General features: G+C 62.0%; 23 protein-coding genes, 1 pseudogene and 1 riboswitch. Of the genes and pseudogenes, 14 read left to right on the plus strand and 10 right to left on the minus strand.

Annotated elements, in window-relative coordinates; translation table 11 throughout:
- Window positions 1-27 precede the first annotated feature (27 nt).
- The 7 genes from dinB to IPI01_01280 all read left to right on the plus strand — a co-directional run bounded on the left by dinB (window position 28) and on the right by IPI01_01280 (window position 6,109).
- Window positions 28-1,182, plus strand: a complete 1,155-nt coding sequence (gene dinB, locus IPI01_01250) for a DNA polymerase IV (protein MBK7256459.1) — start codon at window positions 28-30, stop codon at window positions 1,180-1,182.
- Window positions 1,179-2,663 (plus strand): GIY-YIG nuclease family protein, encoded by a 1,485-nt coding sequence (locus tag IPI01_01255; GenBank protein ID MBK7256460.1) that lies wholly within the window; start codon window positions 1,179-1,181, stop codon window positions 2,661-2,663. Before dinB ends, IPI01_01255 begins: the two co-directional genes overlap by 4 nt.
- Window positions 2,650-3,378 (plus strand): hypothetical protein, encoded by a 729-nt coding sequence (locus IPI01_01260; protein ID MBK7256461.1) that lies wholly within the window; start codon window positions 2,650-2,652, stop codon window positions 3,376-3,378. The genes IPI01_01255 and IPI01_01260 overlap by 14 nt, the downstream gene beginning before the upstream one ends.
- Before the next feature lie 36 nt (window positions 3,379-3,414).
- Entirely contained in the window at window positions 3,415-3,795 is a 381-nt protein-coding gene (locus tag IPI01_01265; protein MBK7256462.1) for an RNA-binding protein, read from the plus strand.
- A gap of 39 nt (window positions 3,796-3,834) precedes the next feature.
- Complete coding sequence (locus tag IPI01_01270) at window positions 3,835-4,665, plus strand: MBL fold metallo-hydrolase (GenBank protein ID MBK7256463.1); 831 nt, start codon at window positions 3,835-3,837, stop codon at window positions 4,663-4,665.
- Window positions 4,666-4,766: 101 nt separating this feature from the next.
- Window positions 4,767-5,273 (plus strand): peptide-methionine (S)-S-oxide reductase MsrA, encoded by a 507-nt coding sequence (gene msrA / locus IPI01_01275; protein MBK7256464.1) that lies wholly within the window; start codon window positions 4,767-4,769, stop codon window positions 5,271-5,273.
- A gap of 29 nt (window positions 5,274-5,302) precedes the next feature.
- Window positions 5,303-6,109 (plus strand): M48 family metallopeptidase, encoded by an 807-nt coding sequence (locus IPI01_01280; GenBank protein ID MBK7256465.1) that lies wholly within the window; start codon window positions 5,303-5,305, stop codon window positions 6,107-6,109.
- On the opposite strand, the gene IPI01_01285 is transcribed toward IPI01_01280, so the two are convergent.
- From IPI01_01285 to IPI01_01320, 8 genes and pseudogenes are all read right to left on the minus strand, one after another.
- A complete protein-coding gene (locus tag IPI01_01285) occupies window positions 6,110-6,691 on the minus strand; it encodes a DUF4126 domain-containing protein (protein ID MBK7256466.1) in 582 nt (193 codons plus the stop codon).
- Between the two features lie 18 nt (window positions 6,692-6,709).
- Window positions 6,710-7,297 carry a DUF937 domain-containing protein gene (locus tag IPI01_01290; GenBank protein MBK7256467.1) on the minus strand — a complete coding sequence of 196 codons (588 nt, stop codon included), beginning with the start codon at window positions 7,295-7,297 and terminating at the stop codon, window positions 6,710-6,712.
- 78 nt (window positions 7,298-7,375) lie between these two features.
- Window positions 7,376-7,828, minus strand: coding sequence for a hypothetical protein (locus tag IPI01_01295; protein MBK7256468.1), 453 nt, complete (start codon window positions 7,826-7,828; stop codon window positions 7,376-7,378).
- Between the two features lie 29 nt (window positions 7,829-7,857).
- Entirely contained in the window at window positions 7,858-8,091 is a 234-nt protein-coding gene (locus IPI01_01300; GenBank protein ID MBK7256469.1) for a LysM peptidoglycan-binding domain-containing protein, read from the minus strand.
- Between the two features lie 147 nt (window positions 8,092-8,238).
- Window positions 8,239-9,261, minus strand: a complete 1,023-nt coding sequence (locus IPI01_01305) for an aspartate-semialdehyde dehydrogenase (GenBank protein ID MBK7256470.1) — start codon at window positions 9,259-9,261, stop codon at window positions 8,239-8,241.
- The gene (gene lysC / locus IPI01_01310; GenBank protein ID MBK7256471.1) at window positions 9,261-10,655 is read right to left on the minus strand and encodes a lysine-sensitive aspartokinase 3; all 1,395 of its coding nucleotides are present in this window, start codon (window positions 10,653-10,655) and stop codon (window positions 9,261-9,263) included. Before lysC ends, IPI01_01305 begins: the two co-directional genes overlap by 1 nt.
- Window positions 10,652-11,764 carry a homoserine O-acetyltransferase gene (locus IPI01_01315; GenBank protein ID MBK7256472.1) on the minus strand — a complete coding sequence of 371 codons (1,113 nt, stop codon included), beginning with the start codon at window positions 11,762-11,764 and terminating at the stop codon, window positions 10,652-10,654. The genes lysC and IPI01_01315 overlap by 4 nt, the downstream gene beginning before the upstream one ends.
- Window positions 11,761-13,079 (minus strand): annotated as a pseudogene (locus tag IPI01_01320) (O-acetylhomoserine aminocarboxypropyltransferase/cysteine synthase). Before IPI01_01320 ends, IPI01_01315 begins: the two are co-directional and overlap by 4 nt.
- Window positions 13,080-13,175: 96 nt before the next feature.
- A riboswitch (SAM riboswitch) is annotated at window positions 13,176-13,288 on the minus strand.
- A 129-nt stretch (window positions 13,289-13,417) separates the two neighbouring features.
- Between IPI01_01320 and IPI01_01325 the strand changes: the two are divergent.
- From IPI01_01325 to IPI01_01355, 7 genes are read left to right on the plus strand one after another with little or no spacing between them, the layout of a single operon-like run.
- On the plus strand, window positions 13,418-14,158 hold the full coding sequence (locus IPI01_01325) for a GntR family transcriptional regulator (GenBank protein ID MBK7256473.1): 741 nt from the start codon (window positions 13,418-13,420) through the stop codon (window positions 14,156-14,158).
- The gene (locus tag IPI01_01330) at window positions 14,155-15,078 is read left to right on the plus strand and encodes a diaminopimelate dehydrogenase (GenBank protein MBK7256474.1); all 924 of its coding nucleotides are present in this window, start codon (window positions 14,155-14,157) and stop codon (window positions 15,076-15,078) included. The genes IPI01_01325 and IPI01_01330 overlap by 4 nt, the downstream gene beginning before the upstream one ends.
- A gap of 9 nt (window positions 15,079-15,087) precedes the next feature.
- Window positions 15,088-15,534, plus strand: coding sequence for a hypothetical protein (locus IPI01_01335; GenBank protein MBK7256475.1), 447 nt, complete (start codon window positions 15,088-15,090; stop codon window positions 15,532-15,534).
- 14 nt (window positions 15,535-15,548) lie between these two features.
- Window positions 15,549-17,015, plus strand: coding sequence for a hypothetical protein (locus tag IPI01_01340; protein MBK7256476.1), 1,467 nt, complete (start codon window positions 15,549-15,551; stop codon window positions 17,013-17,015).
- Between the two features lie 48 nt (window positions 17,016-17,063).
- Window positions 17,064-17,309 carry a hypothetical protein gene (locus IPI01_01345; GenBank protein MBK7256477.1) on the plus strand — a complete coding sequence of 82 codons (246 nt, stop codon included), beginning with the start codon at window positions 17,064-17,066 and terminating at the stop codon, window positions 17,307-17,309.
- The gene (locus IPI01_01350) at window positions 17,306-19,108 is read left to right on the plus strand and encodes a cobalamin-dependent protein (protein ID MBK7256478.1); all 1,803 of its coding nucleotides are present in this window, start codon (window positions 17,306-17,308) and stop codon (window positions 19,106-19,108) included. The genes IPI01_01345 and IPI01_01350 overlap by 4 nt, the downstream gene beginning before the upstream one ends.
- Window positions 19,109-19,111: 3 nt before the next feature.
- Entirely contained in the window at window positions 19,112-20,164 is a 1,053-nt protein-coding gene (locus IPI01_01355; protein MBK7256479.1) for a hypothetical protein, read from the plus strand.
- A gap of 52 nt (window positions 20,165-20,216) precedes the next feature.
- Here the strand turns inward: IPI01_01355 and IPI01_01360 are convergent, their stop codons facing one another.
- Window positions 20,217-21,125 carry a glycoside hydrolase family 27 protein gene (locus IPI01_01360; protein MBK7256480.1) on the minus strand — a complete coding sequence of 303 codons (909 nt, stop codon included), beginning with the start codon at window positions 21,123-21,125 and terminating at the stop codon, window positions 20,217-20,219.
- Entirely contained in the window at window positions 21,086-22,366 is a 1,281-nt protein-coding gene (locus tag IPI01_01365; protein MBK7256481.1) for a putative Ig domain-containing protein, read from the minus strand. Before IPI01_01365 ends, IPI01_01360 begins: the two co-directional genes overlap by 40 nt.
- Between the last annotated feature and the right edge of the window lie 43 nt (window positions 22,367-22,409).

Genomic DNA, 22,409 nt, shown 5'->3' on the forward strand with positions numbered 1-22,409 from the left:
TTGGTATTTTTTCCCTGGCCCCCCTCAATGACCGATCGCCCGAAGCACATAGCGCATCTCGACCTCGATTGTTTCTTCGTCTCCGTCGAGCGGATCAAGGACCCGTCGCTCCGGGGAAAGCCCGTTGCGGTCGGCGGGTCGCCGCAGGGGCGCGGCGTTGTTGCCTCGGCATCCTATGAAGCCCGTGCGTTCGGTGTGCGCTCGGCGATGTCGGCGGCCCGCGCATTGCGCCTGTGTCCCCAGCTTCTCATGGTTCGCGGGCGGCACCACGAATACGGCGAATACTCGGACCGGCTGTACGAGCGTCTCACCCGGTTGGCGCCAGTTGTTGAGCGCGCCTCGATCGATGAGTTCTATTTGGACCTGACAGGGTGCGAGGCCCTGTACAATAATGATCTCCCGGGGTTCATCCGTTCGTTGAAGGACCTTGTGTTGAAGGAGTTGGAGTTGCCGTGCTCCATCGCGCTGGCCACGGGCAAGACCCTTGCGAAGATCGCGGTGGGGACGGTGAAACCATCCGGCGTCTGTATCGTCCGCCCCGGGGAAGAGAAGGTCTTCCTCGCACCCCTTCCTGTTGGTGTCATTCCGGGGGTCGGCGCGAAGACCGAAGCCCGGCTTCACTCGCGCGGCATCCGCACGGTGGCGGATCTCCAGAACCTCTCCCGTGAGAAGGTGACAGCATTGCTCGGCGTGCATGGGAACTGGCTGCTGGAGGTTGCCAATGGTGGAGGTTCAAATGAACTCGTGACCGACTCGGTGCGGAAAAGTATCAGTCGGGAAGAGACGTTCTCGAAGGACCTGCAGAGGAAGGAAGACCTGGAACATGAGATGTTCACACTCGTGGAGGATGTCTGCTCCACCCTCCGCTCGAAGGCGTGGAATACCGCCACGATCCAGGTGAAGGTGCGGTACCAGGATTTTTCGACGCATTCCACGGCGCGTACGATCGAGCCGACGAATGATGATACGATCGTGTTCCGCACGGCGCGCGAACTGCTGCGTAGCCTGCACGACGGCCGTCCGGTGCGCCTCATCGGGGTCCACCTTTCGAACTTTTCCGCGGGAGAGCAGCTCGCAATGCAGTTCTCGGAACGGGACGGGAACCGCGAGAGGATGCTCAAGGCGGTCGATGACCTCCGGGCTAAATTCGGCGATGGCGTGATCCATGTGGGGAACGCATGAACGAGCCGATGGCGATCGTCGACCTCGAGACCACGGGGACGAGTGCGACATACGGACGCATCATCGAGATCGGGATCATACGCGTAGAGCGCGGGAAGGTGCAACGCGTGTACGAATCGCTTGTGAACCCCGAATGCTATATCCATCCGATGATCGAGCAACTCACGGGGATCTCCAATCGCGATGTCGTTGGGGCACCCGTGTTCTCCGAGATCTCGCGCGAAGTGGCGAAGCTGCTGGAAGGCGCCGTCTTCGTCGCCCACAATGCGCGTTTCGACGAAGGATTCCTCAAGCAGGAATTTGCCCGGGTCGGACGTACGTTCACGCCGCGCAGTCTGTGCACCATGAAACTTTCCCGGCGCCTCTTTCCGGAGCATCGCCGGCACGATCTCGGCAGCATCATCGAGCGGTATCAGCTGGAATGTCCGGCACGGCACAGGGCCCTCGGCGATGCGCGCGCTGTTCTCGCATTCCTCGAGTACCTCCGCGACCATGAACCGGAGGAGCGCCTGTCCGGTGCGTACAAACATGTGGTCAAAGATATGCGCCTGCCGCCGCACATCGACCGGGCGGATGTGAAGAAGATCCCGGACTGCTGTGGCGTGTATCTGTTCTATGGCGCGAAGGATGAACTCCTGTATGTCGGCAAGAGCAAGACCATCCGGACGCGTGTGCTGAGTCATTTCTCCGCGGATACCCGTTCTGCCAAGGAGATGGAACTCAGCAGGTGCGTCGTGCGGATCGAGACACGCCCGACCCCGGGGGAGCTGGGGGCGTTGCTCCTGGAGTCGTCCCTCATCAAGGACCTGCGTCCGATCTATAATGTGATGTCCCGCCGCACGCGGCGGGTTCTCCTGGCCCGAGGCTTGACCACCGCGCAGGGATACACGAGCGTCAAGCTCGAAGAGACCGAATCGATCGGTGCCGATGACAGCGGGACGATCCTGGCGGTGTTCAAATCCCGCAAGCAGGCCGAGGAGTTTCTGCACACCGCCATTCAGGAACATGATCTGTGTTCGAAGCTGCTCGGGTTGGAACGCTCGAAGGGTGCCTGCTTCGCGTACCACCTTCATCAGTGTCATGGAGCGTGCGTGGGGGAAGAACCGGCGGGTGCCTACAACCACCGGGTGGATGCGGCGTTCAGCCGTCGCCGCGTCGTCGCGTGGCCGTTCAAGGGCACCATTGCCATCAAGGAACTGGATCCCGCCGGCGGCGACACGGAGGTTTTCTTCGTCGATAACTGGTGCCTCGTCGGTTCCGCCAGGTCCGGCGGCGACATGGAACTGGTACAGCGCTCCAAAGCGGTGCGCTTCGATTACGACACGTACAAGATCCTGTTGCGGTATCTCACACAACCATCGAACCGGAGGAATATCATGCCCGTGGCCGGAGGCGTGATGGACGAACCGGAGTTGTTCTCATGGCAGCCGGATATCGTACCGGCGGAGAATGGCGAGGAGGATCCGTATGACATCGCATGATGTGCAGCTGCCGGACCCTGACCGGGTCATGCGTGAAGTGACCACCGATATGATCGTGCGTGCCCTGCGGCTTGCCCGCAAGAAAAGGCGGACGATCCACATCTCGAAGACCGCCAACGGGAAGGGTGTCGACATCGCGACGCTGGACCCGGCGACGGCGGATGGGGCCGAACGGTTGAAGGCATATCTCACGCCCGGTCAGCGGTACTACACGTTCTCAGGCCTCGGGGCTCCCGAGGAGCCGAATGCCATCAACTGGCGTCAGATCAATCTCCCGTTTGGCCGCCGGATCCTCGTGCTGTTCCAGGTTGGCATTTCGTTCTTCATGAAGGGGACCCCGCTGAAGAATAAACTGTATCGATGGATGGGCGCCCATATTGGCAGCAACGTCGAGATCATGCAGATGGTCTGGCTGGACCACTATCGCCCGGAACTGGTCTTTGTGGGCGATAACACGCTGATCGGGGCATTCAGCCGCCTGACGGTGCACGCCTATGAAGGGTGCGGAAAATTCAGGTACGGCTTGATTGAGATCGGTGCACACTGTACCATAGGAGCGGGCACGGGCATCGGCCCGGTCCGTATCGAGAACAACGTCAGGACACTACCGGGGACCACGATTTCTCCGTATCTTGCAAGGGTGCGGGCTGGGTCGGTTGTGGGCTACGCCCCGCCGCCGGTGAAGTTGCCGGATCCGCCTCCAGAAAAGAGCTGAAGCGGTCATTTCTACGTTCACTACAGGAGTACACCAATGCATATCCATGTTGCCAATCTTCCACGCGAGATCGACGAAAAGAAGCTTGCGGATCTGTTCAAGCCGTACGGGCCGCTCGCTTCCACCCGCATCGATCTGGACCGCGTGACCGGAAAGCCGACAGGCTTTGCCGAAGTAGAGATCGCGGATGACGAGCAGGGAAAGAAGGCGATCGAAGGCCTGCATGGTACGAAGCTGACGGACTACCCGCTCTCGTTGAAGGACATCACCGCTCCGAAGGCCGATGAGAAGCAGCATGGCGGGGTGAGTGGACACGGGAAGAAGACCGAGGGAGGTGCGCGCGGAGGTGCACGCGGGCAGGGTGCACGTGGACCCAGCTTTCAGGCGCCCCGGCGGGGAGGCCAGCGCGGTGCATAGGCAGCGTTGTTCTGTCACAGCCGCCGGGAGTGCACGCTGATGCATGTGTGCGTTCTCGGGAGTTCGAGTGCGGGCAATTGTACGGTGATCTGGGAAGAGCACCGTGCACTGCTCGTCGATTGCGGTTTCAGCCAGCGGTATATCAGCCGGCACCTGCGACCACTCGGCCTCACCCTCCGGGAGGTCGAGGGCGTGGTGATCACGCACGCCCATGCGGATCACGTGCTTGCTCAAACGCTTGTGGGGTTCCTCGCCCTGCGGATCCCCGTCCATGCGCCCCCGTCGATACTGCAGGTTCTCGCCGAGCAGTATCGTGATGTGCGAAAGGTTCAGGGCACCCCGCTTCTCCGGCCCATGCACAGCGCAAGGACAGAGATCGGCCCATTCCTCGTGAACGCGTTCCCGGTCCCGCATGATGCCGCGGGAGGGTGCTTCTCGTATACGGTCCACCTGGACTCCCTCGCGGGAAGTGCCAAGGCGACCATCGCGACGGATCTCGGCTATGTTCCCGATGGGCTGGTCGCGCATTGTGCGAATTCCCATGTCCTGGTGGTGGAGTCGAACCATGACCCGGTGATGCTCGCGACATCGCAACGGCCCGACTGGCTCAAGGACCGGATCCGCACCATCGGCCATCTCTCCAACGAGCAATCAGGCAAGTTCGTCCGCGATATCCTTTCTGCTTCCTCGTTCTATCCGGAAGCGGTGGTGCTCGCGCATGTCAGCAAGGACTGCAATACCAACGCCCGGGCCGTGGATTCGATGGCGCTGGCCCTGCGGGATCACGGTGCGGGGAGTGTCCGGGTACTGGAAACGTTCCGGCATGAGCCGAACGAGGCAGTGTCCTGTTTCCGGGCGATGAACTCATGACCCCGCAAACGTGTTATATCTCTATGAGAACACTGATCCTTATCCTCGTGATCCTGGCCTTCCCGATGGGCGCGCCGGGGCAACCGAACGGACATGCGGCCATGGAGAAAGCGACATTGGGTGCAGGATGTTTCTGGTGTGTGGAAGCGGTCTTTGAACGCCTCGATGGTGTGCAGTCGGTGATGGCCGGCTATGCTGGCGGGCATGTCAAGAACCCGACCTATGATCAGGTGTGTACCGGGACCACCGGCCATGCCGAAGTGGCCGAGATCACGTTCGACCCGAAAAAGATCTCGTACGAGAAACTGCTCGAGATGTTCTGGCGCGCGCACGACCCGACGACCCTGAACCGGCAGGGAGCCGATCAGGGGACCCAGTACCGCTCGGTGATCTTCACGCATTCCCCGGAACAACGCGCTACGGCCGAGAGGTCGCGTGCAGCGGCCGGGAAGGATTTCGACGACCCGATCGTCACGGAGATCCAGGACCTCGATGTGCTCTATCCGGCGGAGAATTACCATCAGGATTATTTCAGGAACCATCCCGATGCTCCGTATTGCAGATTCGTCATCCATCCCAAACTCAAGAAGCTCCATCTGACCGACTAGGGTCGGCCATGGAACAAGGAGACCGTCGCATGCAACTGTTCACGAAAAGCGTTCTTGTCGTTACCGTCCTTGCACTGGTCCTGGTGGCCTGCAGCACGGTGCCGATCACCGGCAGAAAGCAGCTCAGCCTCATACCCGCGGGGGAGATGCTTGGCATGAGTTATCAGGAGTACGGCGCATTCCTGAAGGCCAATCCGCTGAGTACGAACCAGCAGCAGACCGCCATGGTCCGCGGCGTCGGCGTGAAGATCCAGCATGCTGTGGAAAGCTACATGCAGCAGAATGGGTACGGCGATGCGTTGAAAGATTACAAGTGGGAGTTCAATCTCGTCGAGAGCAAGGAAGTGAACGCCTGGTGCATGCCGGGCGGGAAGGTCGTGTTCTATACAGGCATCCTGCCGATCACGAAGACCGAAGCGGGTCTCGCCGTGGTCATGGGCCATGAGGTCGCGCACGCGATCGCAGAGCACGGGAACGAACGGATGAGCCAGGGGCTCATCGCCCAGTATGGAGCGGCGGCGTTGTCGGCGGCGTTGGCGAAGAAGCCGGAAGAAACGAAGAACCTGTGGATGACGGTCTACGGGGTAGGCGCGCAATACGGGGCGCTCCTGCCGTTCGGCCGGACACAGGAGAGTGAAGCGGACCACCTCGGACTGGTGTTCATGGCGATGGCAGGGTACGATCCGCATGAGGCGGTCGCGTTCTGGCAGCGGATGTCCGCTGCCAGCGGCGGCCAGGCCCCCCCCGAGTTCATGAGCACGCATCCCTCGGATGAGACCCGCATCGCCAACCTGACGAAGTTGATCCCCGATGCCATGAAGTACTACAAGAAGTGATCACCCCCGTTTGACCTGGCGCGCCGGTCTGCTGAACAGGAGCCGGCGCGCTACGAGGAAGATCCCGATGGCCAGCAACGCCATAACGCCCGCCACTACTGCCGGTACCAGTATCCCCAGTATCACCGTGATGACAGAACCACCGAGTTCCATGGTCGCAAGGGCCGGATTGCCGAGGCCGGCGGTGAATGTGGACGACTTCAGGCGAAGGAATGCCGTCGCCCCCTGAAGGATGCCTGCGATGCCTCCGCCACCCATGAGGGCGAGCGACCAACGGACCAGGGGAGGGAGGTCCGTGATCACCGACGCGGAGATGACGGTGCCGGCGATGACCGCCGCAGGCGCTGCTATCGTGTCCAACGCATTGTCGACCCACGGCACATAGTACGCCCCCACCTCGGCGATCGTTGCCGTGCCGAACGCGATCATCGATGGGATCGTGCCGATCCAGGCGAACCCCGGGGTGAGGTGGACAACATCCGTGTAACCACCAATGCTGAGCGCAAGGAGGGGAACAAAGACCCGGAACCCCGCCGCTGCGCTGAGAGCGATACCCAGTGCGATGCTCAGCGCTGTTTCCAACGGTTCAATCCTCCTTGATCACCTGTTATTCAGCAGCTTGCCGAGCAAACTGCTGACATCATCCACCACATTGCCGTCTTTGTTCTGATCGAGCATCCCGAGCAGGGAACCCATGATATCCGGCTGTGGCTGCTGAACGGCCTGCGCCTCACCTTGCAGGAACTGCGACAGTCCACCTGCATCGAGGCCTTCCTGCGCCGACTTCTTGCCAAGCGCGCCCATGACCAGCGGGGCAAGCATCTCGAGCACCTGGCCTGCCTGCGCGCCATCAACCCCGGCCACCTGGCCGATCGACGATTGTACATTCGATTGCTGATCGCCGAGGACGTGACGGAGGATACCGGCACCCGGCCCTTGCTGCGAGGATCCGAGGAAGCCGAGGACATCGTCCAGTACCGAGCCGTCATGGTCCTTGCTCAAGGCGCCCTGCAGGGCGGTCGCACCCGACGGCGAGGCCGAGTTGCGGGCGAGCGCACCGACGAGCAACGGGATCGCGGCCTGGACGATACGGCCGGTGGTGTTGGGGTTGAGGCCGAGCTTGGAGCTGATCTGATCGACCGCCCCGCGCCCGAGCGACCCGGCGAGGATCTCCAACAATGCACTCATATCATGTACTCCTGTTCAAAGAGGAGAAGGGTCCGTTCCGCGACCCGGAACGGATCGCGGAACGGACGGGAACTTGCATCATTGCACCTGGAATGCGGTCGAGCGCGGTGCACCGCCATTGAGGGTAACGTCGAGGCGATAGTCACCTGTCGGCCACCCCTTTGCACGTTCGATGAAGAACTGGGTGTTGTTGGTGCCGGGCTGCACGAGGGCAATGGTGTCCGACTTGACAATCTGGTTCGTCTTCACGTACCACCATGTAGCTGCCACGGCATTGCCAGGCACGGCGTTCGCGGTCTTGACGAGTGCATTGATCCGATCCTTCGGCTTGAAGGCCGTGGTGGGCTCTACGGCATTCCATGAAGCATCAAATCCCTTTGCCAGGACCACATCGGCGATGGAAGGCGCCGGCGGGGCAGGAGGCGGAGCTTCCTGCACGACGGGCTTCGGTTCTTCTTTCTTGCCGCAACCAACGAATGCGACCGTCGCCGAGAGAGCGATGATCATGAGGAACAGCAATGAGCGGGTCATAGCATCACCTTCTGTGGATGACAATGTGGTTACGGGATGATGAATTCCTGTCCGGGGCGGATCAGATCGGGATTCTTGATCTTATCCTTGTTCGCCTCGTAGATCTTTTTCCACTGCTTGGCATCTTTGTACATCAGCTTGGCGATCTTGGAAAGGGAATCGCCCGCTTTGACCACGTACGTCCGCGGTTCGCCGGACGTTGTCGCCCCGCTGGTCACATCAGAAAAATCGATGGGACCATCCGATCCGGGATGAGGAGGCATGGGAATTCTCCTGGCTAGTGTGAAGGAATGGATGATGGATTGCACGGTGTGGCGGGCGGCAGCAATGAGAAGCCCCGCCGTTGTAACAGCGAATGTGTCCTGGACGTTCCCCCGGCACCTTCCATGATGGAGGGCAGGGGAGCGATGTCATGCCTTCCGGAGCAGCCCCTGTGCGGCCATGGCTTCAGCGATCTGTACGGCGTTGGTCGCCGCCCCTTTCCTCAGATTGTCCGAAACGATCCAGAGCGACAGGCCGTTGGGGACGGTCGCATCAAGGCGGAGCCGTCCGACGAACACCTCGTCTTTGCCACCGGCATTCCTGGGCATGGGGTAGTGCTTCTGCGAGGGGTCGTCCTGCAAGATAACACCCGGCGCGGTCCGGAGCAACTCCCGTGCCGCAGCAAGTGTTAAGGGACGGGCGCACTCGATCGTGACCGCTTCGCTATGACCGCCGACCACGGGGACGCGCACACAGGTGGCGTTGACCTTGATCGATGGGTCCTCCATGATCTTCACGGTCTCCCGCATCATCTTGATCTCTTCCCTGGTATAGCCATCGGCTTCGAACTCATCGATGTGCGGGATCAGATTCAATGCGATAGGGTGCGGGAATTTCGGCGGGTTCAGCGTCTCGCCGCGCATCTCCGCCATCAGCTGCTCATATCCGCGCTGGCCGGCGCCGGTCACGGACTGATAGGTGGCAACGACGACCCGCGTGATCCCGAACGCGTCGTGGAGAGGCTTCAGCGCCACCACCATCTGGATCGTGGAGCAGTTGGGATTCGCGATGATGCCGTGATGACGCTGCAATGCGCCCGGGTTGACCTCGGGGACGACAAGCGGGATGTCCGGGTCGGTGCGGAACGCACTGCTGTTGTCGATGACCACCGTGCCGAACTTCACCGCAATGGGCGAGAAGGTGCGGCTCACCGACGCCCCGGCGGAGAAGAGCGCGACCCCGGCGCGGGCATCGCGGAGTGCGGCTTCCGATAATTCCTGTACGGGGATGTCCTGCCCGCGGAACTTCACGGTGTATCCGGCGGAGCGGGCCGAGGCCATGGGTATGAGCCGGGCAACAGGGAAGTTCCGTTCTTCGAGAACCTGGATCATCGTGCGCCCGACCATGCCGGTCGCGCCGGCGACGATCACCGTATATCCTTTCGCTTCCATCAGTCAAAGATCTCCGGGTCCGGGTTGCCGTTATCAAAGAACTCCGCATGCAGTGCCTGTACCGCGATCGGCACATTGCTTTCGTCGATCACAAAGCTCAGGTTGATCTCGGATGCCCCCTGGGAGATCATGTTGATGTTCACGTTGAGCCTGCTGAGCGGCAGGAGGATGCGGGCCGCGACGCCGATACTGTTCCTCAGATTGTCGCCGACCACACACACGATCGCCTTGCCGCCATCGACCGTCACCGTGGAGAACTGGCGGAGTTCCTCCAGGATCTCGCTGAGGTGGGACACATCGTTCACCGTCACCGACACGCTGACGTCCGACGTGGCCACCGTGTGGACGACGGTGCGGTACTTATGGAAGACGTCGAAGATGTTCTCCAGGAACCCGTGCGCCATGAACATGCGGGTGGAGACGATGCTGATCAGGGAGATGCTCTCTTTGTACGCCACGGATTTGATGGTGCAGTGCTGCGCGGTATCCGGGCGGGCAACGATGCGTGTGCCGGGCGACGACGGCCGGTGCGAATTCAACACCAGGACCGGGATGTTCTTTTCGATGGCGGGGAGGATGGTCTCCGGATGGAGGACCCTCGCACCGAAGTAGGCAAGCTCGGACGCCTCGCGGAACGACATGATGCGGATGCGCCGCGCGTTCTTGATGATCGACGGGTCTGCGGTGAGAATGCCGTCCACATCGGTCCAGATCTGGATCTCGTTCGCATCCATCAGGGCACCGATGAGCGCCGCGGAGTGGTCCGAACCCCCACGCCCGATGGTGGTCGTGATCCCGGTGGGTGTGGAGCCGATGAAGCCCTGCGTGACGACGACCTTGCCGTCGTTCAGCAACGGGCGGACGTTCTGCTGCAATCGTTCGGCCGTGGCAACGAGGTCGGGGGCGGCTTTCGTGAACTGGGCGTTGGTGACCATGAAGGTGCGTGCATCCACCAGTGCCGCCGGCGTCCCCGCATGGCGGAGGTAGGCCTCGAAAATGAGTGTCGAGAACCGTTCGCCGTACGACGCAAGGAGGTCCAGGGACCGGTTGGTCAGTTCACCGAGGATGCTGATCCCGCGGACGAGCGCGAGCAGCTCGCGTGCCCAGACATCGATGGCGGCCTGCACCTCGGTGCGTTGCGCCGGCGGCAGAAGCTCTTCCATGATCCCGGTATGCCGCGTGATGATGGTCCGCACGATCCCCGCGGCCTCTTCGGCATTCCCTTCGGATGCTACCGTGCCGATGCGCAGGAGTTGATTCGTGACGCCGGAGCAGGCGGACAGGACGACACAGGTCGAGGTTCCCGCGCTGTTCCGGATGATATCTCTGACCCGGCGCATGGCCTCCGCACTTTCAACGGAGGTGCCGCCGAACTTCATGACGATGAGACTCATTGTATCTCCTTCAGAAACTCATGAACGAACGGACCGAGCTGCTCATAGGCGATCAGGAACGCATCGTGTCCGTCGGGTGAATCGATCTCCCGGTACGTTGAACGGGGGAGCGCCGTTGCGATGGCCTGCTGTTCGTGTGCGGGGTAAAGGATGTCGGATGAAATGCCGACGTTGAGGGACGGCACGCGGATCGAACCAAGGACATCGGCCAGTGGCGCTCGCCCTGCCGCAACGTCGTGCGCATCCATTGCCCGGGTGATGTACAGGTACGTGTTCGCATCGAACCTGGCCACCAGCTTCTCGCCCTGGTAGCGCAGGTAATTCTCCACTTCGAACCTTCGTTCCCGGCCGCCGGGACCCGCGGCGGCGACAGTGCGGTGGAACCTCCGTGTGAACGAGATGTCGCTCCGGTAGGTGATCATCGCGATCTGACGCGCAAGGGAAAGCCCGGCCGCGGGCTGTGCCGATGGATCGTACTCGCCGTCACGCCAGGCCGGGTCCATCATGATCGCCTGTCGCGTCAGGTCGTTCAATCCGATGCACCAGGCGGAATGCTGCGCCGCTGTAGCGATGGGAATGATCGAGCGGACCATGGCCGGGTAGCACAGCGGCCACTCCAGGACCTGCATACCACCCAGCGACCCACCGATGACTGAGACAAGACTCTTCACACCGAGGTGGTCCAGCAATCCTTTCTGCACATGGACCATGTCGCGGACGGTGTATGCGGGGAAGGACATCGTGTACCGCTTTCCGGTGCGCGGGTTGATCGACGTGGGGCCGGTGGTGCCGTAGCATCCGCCCAGGAAGTTCGATGCGATCACGCAATAGCGGTCGGTGTCGAGCGGCCGGCCCGGGCCGATCATCGGGTCCCACCAGCCGACCGAGCGTGGATCGGGAGACGACAGCCCCGCCGCATGGGCGTTGCCGGTGAGGGCATGACATACCAGAATGGCGTTGTCGCCCGCGGCGTTGAGCGTGCCGTAGGTCTCATAGGCGACCGTGAGGTCGGGCAACGAGGCACACGCCCCGGGCGTATCAAGGAATCCGCCCGGGAAGAACGTGACACTGCGTGTCCCGACGATCTCGCCACCCTGGTGCGACGTCATGCGCCGGCTCCTGTGGCAGCAAGGGCCTGATCGAAGTCCCAGAGGATGTCTTCGATATGTTCGAGGCCGACCGACACGCGTATGAGATCGGGCGTGACGCCCGCTGCCGCCTGTTCGGCTTCCGGGAGCTGCTGATGGGTCGTGGATGAGGGGTGGATCACCAGTGTCTTGGCATCGCCGACGTTGGCGAGGAGGCTCGCAAGTTTGACGCTGTTGATGAACGTCTTGCCGGCTTCGAGTCCGCCCTTGATGCCGAAGACCAGCATCGAGCCGAAATGATCCTGACGCAGGTAACGCTTCGCGAGGGCATGGTGTGGATGGTCGGGCAGGCCGGGATAGGAGACCCATGCCACACGCGGATGGCGCTTGAGCCACTGTGCGAGGGCCAGGGCGTTGTCGTTGTGGCGGTCAATGCGGAGCGAGAGCGTCTCAGTCCTTGCAGGAGCAGGAAGGAGTTGAACGGGCTGATGCACGGGCCCAGATCGCGCAGTCCTTCCACGCGGGCGCGGATGATGAAGGCGATGTTCCCGAACTGCCCCGGCGTGCCGAACACGTCCCAGAATTTCAGTCCATGGTAGCCGGGGCTCGGTTCGGTGAAGATGGGGAAGTTGCCGTTCCCCCAGTTGAACTTGCCGGAATCCACGATCACGCCGCCGATGGAGGTTCCATGGCCGCCGATCCACTTGGTGGCCGACTCCACCACGATATCGGCACCCCAGTCGATGGGGCGGGCGAGGTATCCGCCGGCGCCGAAGGTATTATCCACGACCAGCGGGATGCCATGGTTGTGCGCCACATCGGCGATCGCGCGGATATCGGGAATGTTCAGGCGCGGATTTTTTATGGTCTCTATATAAAGGGCCTTGGTCTTCGCATCGATGGCCTTTTCGAAATCGGCGGGGGAGTCGCCGTTCACGAACTTCACATCGATGCCGAGGCGGGGGAAGGCCACGGCGAACTGATTGTAGGTGCCACCGTAGAGGTTGCTGGTGGCGACGATATTCTCACCCGCGACGACGAAGGTCGTGATCGCGATGAGTTGTGCGGCCTGGCCGGATGCGGTGGCGAGGGCTGCAACGCCGCCTTCGAGGGCAGCGACCCGGGCCTCGAACACCCCGGTGGTGGGGTTCATGAGACGGGTGTAGATGTTCCCGAATTTCTGGAGCGCGAAGAGGTCGGCAGCGTGGGCCGCGTCGTTGAAGATATAGGACGTGGTCTGGTAGATCGGGACGGCCCGGGCGTTGGTGGCGGGGTCGGGTGTCTGTCCCGCGTGCAACTGCAGTGTCTCGAATCTGTATGCTCGCTCTTCCGCCATGCTGGCTCCTCTCTGTCCGGTGAATGCAACGAAAAATCCCCATCCGGGGCGATGAAATCCGAATGGGGTATGCGCTGTGAGGGCGCAGCCCTTGCGGATTCATCTTCTCCCGCCCGAAAGCGGGAACAGAACTTAGCACCTGACGAGCGCGGTTGGCTCCGGTTGCTGTGGCTTCGCAGGGTCTGTCCCTCCACCACTCTTGATGAACGGCAAGTATGTCCTGACCGTGCTGTACCATACGAAACAGGGGTGTGAAAGTCAACTCCCTTGACTTTCTGCTGCCGGTTCCCGATATTTGCATATTGTATATTGTATACAATATGCAGAAGGGACGCGTTATGCGGCAGGAGGATGCGGGCCGGCCCGGGGGGCTGGCATTCGACCGGGAAGAGGTGCGGACGCTGCGCGACCGCATCGCCGACCGGATCCGCACGCTCATCATCGACGGTGGCCTGACGCCGGGCGACCGTCTCGTGGAGCCGGACCTCGCCACGCGGCTCGGCGTGAGCCGTACACCGCTGCGTGAAGCACTCCTCCAGCTGGACTCGGAAGGGTTCGTCCGCGTCACCCCGCGCCGCGGCGCCGTCGTCAGCGTGCTGTCGCATGCCGATGCCGCCGAAACGTATCAGGTGAAGGGCGTCCTCGAAGCGTTCGCTGCCCGTCTGGCCTGCGCGCAACTGCAACCGGAGACGATGGAGGCGCTGCGTGCCCTGCACGAACGGATGCGCCGCATCGCCGCCGCCCGTACCAAGGACGTGCGCACGCTCCTGCAGCTCAATGCGGAGTTCCACCAGACCCTCAGCGACGCCTCGGGCAACGAAAAGCTGGCCGGCTATATCCGGTCGCTCCGCGCCCAGGCGCTGCGCTACAACTATATCTACCTGTCCGTCCTGTCGCACCTGACACCATCGATGAAAGAACACGAGCGGATCCTCGCCGCGCTCGCCAAACGCGATGCGGCGCTCGTCGAGCGCCTCGTCCGTGCCCATGGCGATGCCGCAGGAAAGGCCCTGTGCGCGTACATCGACAGTCAGACGGGCGGACATCAACCCCAGGAACCTCAACGGAGCAGCCGATGAAGAAGACCCGCGTCGCCGTCCTCGGTTATGGCAATGTCGGACGCTGTGCAGTGGAATCCATCCTCGTTGAACCCGACATGGAACTGGTCGGCATCGTTGAAGTGGCCGAAGTGGTGTCCAAAGATTGCCCGTATACGGAGCGCGACCCGATGGCCCTGCGCAACGTGCGCATCGTGTCCGATGTCAAAGAACTGGACTCGATCGACGTCGCCGTCCTGTCCTGTCCCTCGCGCATCGTCCGCGAGACAGCGGGCAAGATCCTCGCGTACGGCATTCGCACGGTCGACAGTTTCGACATCCATCATGACATTCCCGCCGTGCGGAAAGAGCTCGGCGCGATCGCGAAGGAACACAACACGGTCTCGATCCTCTCCGCAGGGTGGGATCCGGGCATCGATTCCGTCATGCGCGGATGGTTCCAGGCCATGGCCCCGCGCGGCATCACCTATACGAACTACGGCCCGGGCATGTCCATGGGACATTCGGTCGCCGTCCGTGCGATCGCCGGCGTGAAGGATGCGATCTCGATCACCGTACCGGCGGGCATGGGGATCCATCGCCGCATGGTCTATGTGCAGCTCCAGTCCGGTGCGAAGTTCGAGGAAGTGGAACAACGCATCAAGACCGATCCGTATTTCGTGAAGGACCGCACGTATGTCTTCGAGGTCGAGGACGTTGCGTTGCTCATGGATACGGGGCACGGTGTCCTGCTGGAACGCAATGGTGTTTCGGGCGTGACGCATAACCAGTCGATGCGCTTCCAGCTCAAAGTGAACAACCCCGCCCTCACCGCACAGGTCATGGTCTCCGCCGCCCGCGCCGCCATGCGGCAACAGCCCGGGTGCTATACGATGATCGAATTGCCGGTGGTGGATTTCCTGTACGGCGATGTGGACAGCTTCGTGACACGGTTCGTGTAGGAGGACCCCATGGCCGATCCGTACACCCAGAAGATGACCAACCGCTCGTTCTTCGCAGCGAAGACGCCGATGAAGGGGAGGGTCGTCGTCGTGCTCCGCGGCACGCTCGAGAACCGCAGCCTCTCGCTCATCGCGCCGATCTCCCGTGCCTTCCCCGCCGGGAGCATCATCGAACTCATCGGCACCGACGAACAGAACGCAGGCCCCGGCGCCACCGTGCAGCGAATCGCGTACATCGCGTTCGTGGAACTGCTCGACGGCGGCGTGCTGCTGGCGGGTGACCCGGTCGTGATCAATGGCAACGAGATCGGCACGATCGTCGGCTTCGACGATACGCACGTGCCGAACCATCAGAATACCATTCTCCGCGTGGAGAAACGCATTCCGGGCGACGAACTGGGCCTCCACCCCGGTGACCCCGTCGCCATTCCCGGTTTTCCATCACTTCAATCCTAGAAAGGACACGCCACATGGCGAAGCCAGCGTATAAGTTCCAAATGTACAAGCGTCTGCAGGTGAACACCCCGAAGATCTATGCAGCCGCGAAGAAAGCCGCAGAGTCCCTGAATATGCCCGCCGAACTGAAGGGTGCCATCGGCCTGACCGGTGCCATCTCCGGCTGCCCGTCCCCGCTCCGCGAGGACATCGAAAAAGTGATGGCGGTCGAATCGCGGAAGGTCGTGCCCCTGACGGTGTACGTGGATCAGATCCGTGAGATCGTGAAGGACGTGTACGGCGACGGCTATGATGCGGCTCCGGTGAACACCTGCGAAGGCGGGCTTTGGACATGCTTCGACACGCTGGTGACCGCGCCGATCACCGGCCGCGGTGACAACTACCGCACGCGCTACATCGCTCCCTACGAGCGTCATATCCATCACCAGGGTGGCTACGGCCGTCCGTATCCGCCGAAGTACAAGGACATCCTTGCCGAACGCGGCAGCACGGCGGGCGAGTTGGGCTTCTCCGGCAAGCGCCAGAACAACCTGGACGTCGTGTACGTCCCGCTCCCGGGTGCCGCCTATCCGGTGCACGGCATCAACTACCATCCGGTTCCTCTCATGAAGAACACGGACGCCAAGGGCGCGATCGCTGCCATGCGGACCGCCGCGAAGCAGCATGAAATTCTGCTCGGTGGCTTTGCCTCGCTCGGCTATGACACGGCCGGCTACGGGTACAGCGCCAAGGACGCCGAGGGCACGCCGCTCATCCAGAAGGGCATCGCCGAGATCGCCCGTTCGTACGACGTCCCCTACATCATCGACAACGCGTGGGGCATGCCGTTCATCGGCACGAGCATCAAGAAGGTCGGCGCCGACTGCATGATCTTCAGCATGGACAAGGCCACGGGCTCCCCGACAAGCGCGCTCATCATCGGCCGTGAGGATGTCATGGTCGCGGTCCGCCGCGGACTCGGCTATCACGGTGCACGCTATGGCACCACCTCGTCGTACGGCAAGGCCGCTTATGTCGGCCAGGACCCGGGCAAGGAAGGCCTGTCGGGCCAGGTCGCGGCACTGAAGGTCCTTCGCGACAAACCGGAACTGATGAAGAAGCCCATCGATGACCTGTATGCGATCGTCGTGGACGAGTTCAGCAAGATCGACAGCCGGATCCGCGGCGACTTCCAGTTCGCGAAGAGCTACAACTCGGGGACGGTCGAGATCAACTACGAAGATAGCTGGAAGGACGGCAAGCTGGGTATCCCGATCTTCTCGATCGAGGATATGTACTCCGGCTCGCATCTGTTCCAGGACGGGATGTCGCAAATGGGCATCATCCCGACCATTTCGTACGATGCGAATTTCTTCATCTCTCCCGGCCTCGGTACCACCGATGAGCACGGTCAGGTGATCCCGGAACGGGCCCGCATGATCATCCGCGGACTCGTGATGCTGATCGAGATCGTCTGTAACGAAGCAGGTATCTTCGAATAAGAAGGCATCGACGGGGCGGCCTCCGGGCCGCTCCGCTGATGAATGGCTATGCAAGCACTCGATGCGGTGATGGATGGCCTCGATATCGAGACCTATCTCTTGTGCGGCAGTGAGCAGGAGGGGAAGGACCTCGCGCTCAGGCTGGGGCTAGAACTCGGGCTCGGACAGGTGGACGTGATGTTCTGCGAGTTCGATGGTTACGGTGTCCGGGTGCGCGTGCGGAAGTACGTGCACAAACCCGGTGATCCGTACCGCTGGCTTGCGCCGGCGGCAGCGAAGGGGGGACCGTCGTGAAAAAGAAGCGTATCCTCTGTGTGCCCCTTGATCCTGTTCATGATGTGGGCATCAAGATCATCCGGAACGCCCTCGCGCAACGCGGGTTTGATACGGAACTCCTGTCGCCGGACCTCCCGCTTGAGGATGTCGTCCGTATCGCCGCGCAGGGTTCGTACGACGAGATCCTCGTCAGCCGTACGCTGGGATATGGTGTGGCGGAACTGCTCGGGCGGTTCGTCGACCTGCTCGATGCGGCCGGCGTCCGGTCCCGTGCGCGGGTCACGCTCGGCGGCAAAGCGATCACGGCGGAGCTGGCTGCAGAACTCGGGTTCGACCGCGGGTTCGATGAGCATTCGCGCATTGAAGATGTTGTTGCCTATCTGGAAGGGAAACCGGCCGAGAGCGGTGCAACAGCCGCCGCGAAGCCGAAGCCCGATATCACCGCCGGGTATTCGTACAAGGTGCATGATGCACGCATCGCTGCGGCCCTGGATGAGATCGTGGACAAGCTGCTCCGCTGGACCGAAGGGAAAAGTTCGCCGGGCATCGAGCGTGCGCGCCTGCGGGCTTCGATGTTCGAAGAGCGGAACGCGGCACAGCACGCGGCATTGCTGGACCGCTACCTGAGTGTCTCCGACCCGGTGATCGCCGATGCGTTCCGCAAAGGGATCCTCCCCAAAGGTGTGCGCGTCGTTTCGGAAACCGAACGGACCAGATTGAAGGAACTCCTTGCCGACCGCCACCAGCATCGGCCGGTGTCGCTCCGCCATGCAGGCGAGAGGCCACTCTTCTTCAAGTTCCTCGGCTCCGGCTGCCCGGTCATGGACATCATGCACGCCAAAGTGTGCGAACGATGGGGAGTGGATGGATTCCTCCTGATCAATCCGTCGTGGGAAGCCCGGTATGAAGGACTGTTGGAAGGGACACTGACGCACCAGAACGATGGGACCGTGACCTCCGGAGAGAACATCCGGCTGGTCCGTGAGCTTCTGGAGCCATCGACCTTGCTGACCGTCCGCGCCCACCGCGGATTGAATACACCTGAGACCGTCCTGCTGGCGGGGCTGGCAGGGGCGGATATGACCAAGATCGACCTGGTGTACGGTTCGCTCGGAGCGGGTACGGATCCGGCGCGCCTGGCGGTCGACGGTGTCGAAGCGATCCGGCTCGCTGCGAAGTTCAGGATGCCGTACGATATCCCGGGCAACGACGAACTGAGTGGTGTACCGGCCTGGAAGACCCTCGCGGGGTTGTTGATCAATGTGCATCTCGGCACGCGCCTCGGCGCGCGCGCGATCCTGAAACCGCTCTTCTGCTATGGGCCGCACATCGTCATCAACGGGCTGATGGAGCAGACATTCGTGGACTACAACGCGGCGAAGATCCACGCCCTGCGTTCGATCGTGGATTGCCCGATCTGGCCGGGGGAACCGATCGCGTTCATGACACAGACGGAAGACCGCGTCCAGTCGGCAACCGCTTCCTCCTTCCACGCTGCCCTCGGCACGTCGCTGCACGTGGATGCCATGACCATCGCGTCCACGGACGAAGCGTACTCGCGCGGACCGATCTGCATGGCGTCACGCATCGACAGTCTGCAGGCGTTGCATGAGGCCGCGCGCTTCATGGGGAAGGCGGCGGTCACGCCGACCTCCGCCGCCGACGCGATGACGGCGGACATGCATGCAAAGATCGCAGAGGTGCTGGACCGTGTGCGGCAGGCACCGGACCTTCCAGCCGCCATCTCTTCAGGGTTGCTCGGCGACCGGGAAGACGGAGCATATCCCGGGACGTTCGGCAGGGGGACGGTTGCCTAGGCCATGATCATCGGCGTCGCGGGAACGGCCAAGAACACCGGGAAGACAACGGCGCTGTGCGCGCTCATCGATGAAGCCTATCGTCGCGGCAGGATCCCCGGCGTGACCGGGATCGGATATGACGGAGAAGAGCGGGACAACGTGACCCTCCTTCCCAAACCGCGCATCGCAGTTCGCCCCGGAATGATCGTCACCACCTCCGAGAAGTGCCTTTCCGCTTCGACAGCCCGTCTTCGTGTCCTCCGCTCCACAGAGTACATCACCGCTCTGGGCAACGTGGTCATCTGCCGTGTGGAAGAGGGCGGACTCGTCGTCGTTGCCGGACCCAACAAGACCGCCGACCTCGCCGCCGTGTCGCAGCAGATGCTCTCGCTGGGTGTCGCGGACCTTCTTGTGGATGGTTCACTGAACCGTATCGCGCCGATGGCCGTAGCGGACAGGGTGGTCTTCGCCACCGGAGGCGCGCGGAGCACGGATGTTCACTATCTCACCGAAGAGACGTGCGCGATCGAACGTATCTTCGCCCACGTGGCAAGCGCCGGAGATCTCTCTGCCATCACAGGCATTCGCATGCGTTCCCGGGACCTCAGCGTGCAGGCTCCGGCAACCCCGGTGCATGGTATCAGCGAGATCGCGCGTGTGTTCGAGAGAATGCCGGAGGGGCTGGAAGAGATCGTCCTGCCCGGACTGATCACCGCGGATGGCCTGGGCGTGGTGTGCGAGCGGATGGAAAAGGCCGGGGGGCAGGGTGTGACGCTCGTCTTTGATGATCCGTTCAAGATGTTGCTGGCCGGTGATCCGGTGCGTATCGCGGCTCTATTGCAGCGGCTTCACGCCATGTCTGTGGATGTGCGGTACCGGCGTCCGTCAGACCTGTGTGCCTTCACGTTCAACCCGTATTATCCCGCCTTCGACGGAACCACCTACCGCGCGGCCACGCTCGATGCGCCCTCCGGTCGCGCGGCCCTTGCCGCCGCCCTGCGTACACCCGTCGTTGACGTGCAACTCGACGGGGTTGGTCGCGTCTACGATGCGTGCTTCAGTTCAGAGATCTGAATTCAGATATCTGATATCTGAACTGCGTTCGTCGATCGGCGGTCCCCATTCCTCACTGCGTGACGCGGATCAAGACCACTCCATGCTTCGCTATCGTCGCCGTAAACCCTCCATCGAACGACCCAAGATCCTTCTGCCTCCAGAGATCACGGACCGCATGTGATCCTTTCTTGAGTCCGAGTTCAGACCAGAGGACCGTAACGTCCTGCTGCCAACGGCCACGGTTGAAAAGTCCGACGGCGTAGGATCCATCCTCCATCTTCTTCGCCCATACCTCTGTGTCTCCCTCCGTCGCGATGCGTCCGGCCTGCTTTCCCAACGGATCCTGGTTCACTGCGAGCACTTCATCGTTCGTGAGAAGGGAGAGCGTGAAGTCGTCCATCTGCGTCATGTCGCAGCCGATCAGGAGCGGTGAGGCAAGGAGGCACCACAGGCTGATATGCGTGTATTGCTCGTTCGGCGTGAGGCGTGTGGGATGGAGTGCAGGGCCCCAGCCGACCTTTCCCACGACCAGCATGTCCGGATCGTTCCAACGTCCCGGCCCGGCGAAGGCCTCCTGGCCGCCCTGTGAGAACCCGATACCTGCCATGCTCTCCCAGGTGTCGGTGATGTCGCCGGTGGTCCGCCAACAATTGCCACCGACGGTCGCGCCCCATTCCCACACCTTGCCCATGCCGTACTGGCACAACGAATAGACGATATCGCGCCTCACGCTGTCCAGTGCCGCCCGCATCACCGTGTACGGTCTTTTCAATTCCGGAAGGCTGGCATTGGGCGCGATCTGACCGTAGGAACACCAATCGTACTTCAGGTAATCGATGCCCCATGCGTCGTATTGCTTCGCATCGAGCAGTTCGTGCTGATAGCTTGCCGTGTAACCGCCGCACGTGAGGGGACCGGGAGAAGAATAGATCCCCAGTTTCAATCCCTTTGCATGGACGTACGTGCTGAGCGCGTGCATGTCCGGGAATTTCTTGTTCGTATTGATCGTGCCGTCGGGCTTCCTGGGTTCGCCACTGACCAGTGGATCGGTACTCCCCGGTTTGATCTCCCAGCAATCGTCGATGTTGATATAGCTCCAGCCGTGCTGCGTAAGTCCGGCGGCGACCATTGCTTCGGCGGCGGCGCGAATACGCCCGTCGTCCACCGCGGTCGCGAAACAGTTCCAGCTGTTCCATCCGAGCGGGGAGTGAGCGCGATGGTCTTGCCGATCACGATCGTGAGGGTGCTGCGTGCGGTCCCGCGTGCGTTCGTTGCTGTAACGCGGACGTGGTATGTTCCTGCGTTCTTCGCCGTGCCGGTGATGATCCCCGTGGCACCATCGAGCGCGAGTCCGCGTGGAAGCCCGCTTGCGCTGATCTTCATGGGCCTGTCGCCCGTAACGGGGACGATATGGAGGAACGGGCTCCCCGGGCGTGCGCCCACCCGACGCGCTCCGTTGATACGGGGCGTTGCAGGCGGCTTCGGGGTGAGGATGATCGGGACAAGCTCTGATACACGCGAGTTTACATAGTGAGTCCGGACAGCGGTCAGTTCTTCCGCGGAAGTCACCGCGGCGGCCCGTGCCGTCAGGGCATCTTGTTCATCCTTTGTGGTGCATGGTGCATGGGCGGCGTACTTCAGCGCAAGGGCCTGCATGTCCCCCGGGATCCATGGCCCACTCCAGATGGTATCCGCCTCCTCCCATGCCATTTCGCGCACGCTTGCCTCATCGGGGAAGTCGCGGCGGACAAGACCCATGAGTTCGCGGAGGTCATTGTCATAGAGCGCGAAGTAGAATCCGCTTGGGCCGTAGCCGTTGTTGACCTTCATCAGGAATGCGTTGTCACCCTTCTTCAATGCCACCGTGAGGATCTCCTGATCCGCCCCGGCTGCGCGGCTTTCATCCTTCGAGATGAGCTTCGTCCCGTTCACCCAGACGTTGATGCCATCGTCGCTGCCGAGTGATACGGTGACCATCGTGTCGCGCGGACTGGTGAGCGTCCGGCACAGGTAATGTGCGCACATGGTGTCGGGGCCGAGATCCTGAATGACACCGTCCACCCATTCGTGTCTGGTGAACCACCGCTTGCCGCCGTAGCTTGTGTCGAGAGAGATCCTCTGTTCCGGTGGAAAGGCGTCGGTGAATGGTGAGGGGAGGGAGAACGAGCCGCAGTATTTCCATGGCGGACAGCGTGATCGCGAGTCCGGGCCGGCTGGCATCTCGCGCCTTCGCGAGTGCATCGCGTGAAAGGCGGAGCGTTTC

The organism is Ignavibacteriota bacterium (genome assembly GCA_016707525.1).
In the GTDB taxonomy this organism is placed as follows: Bacteria; Bacteroidota; Ignavibacteria; order UBA10030; family UBA6906; genus JAGDMK01.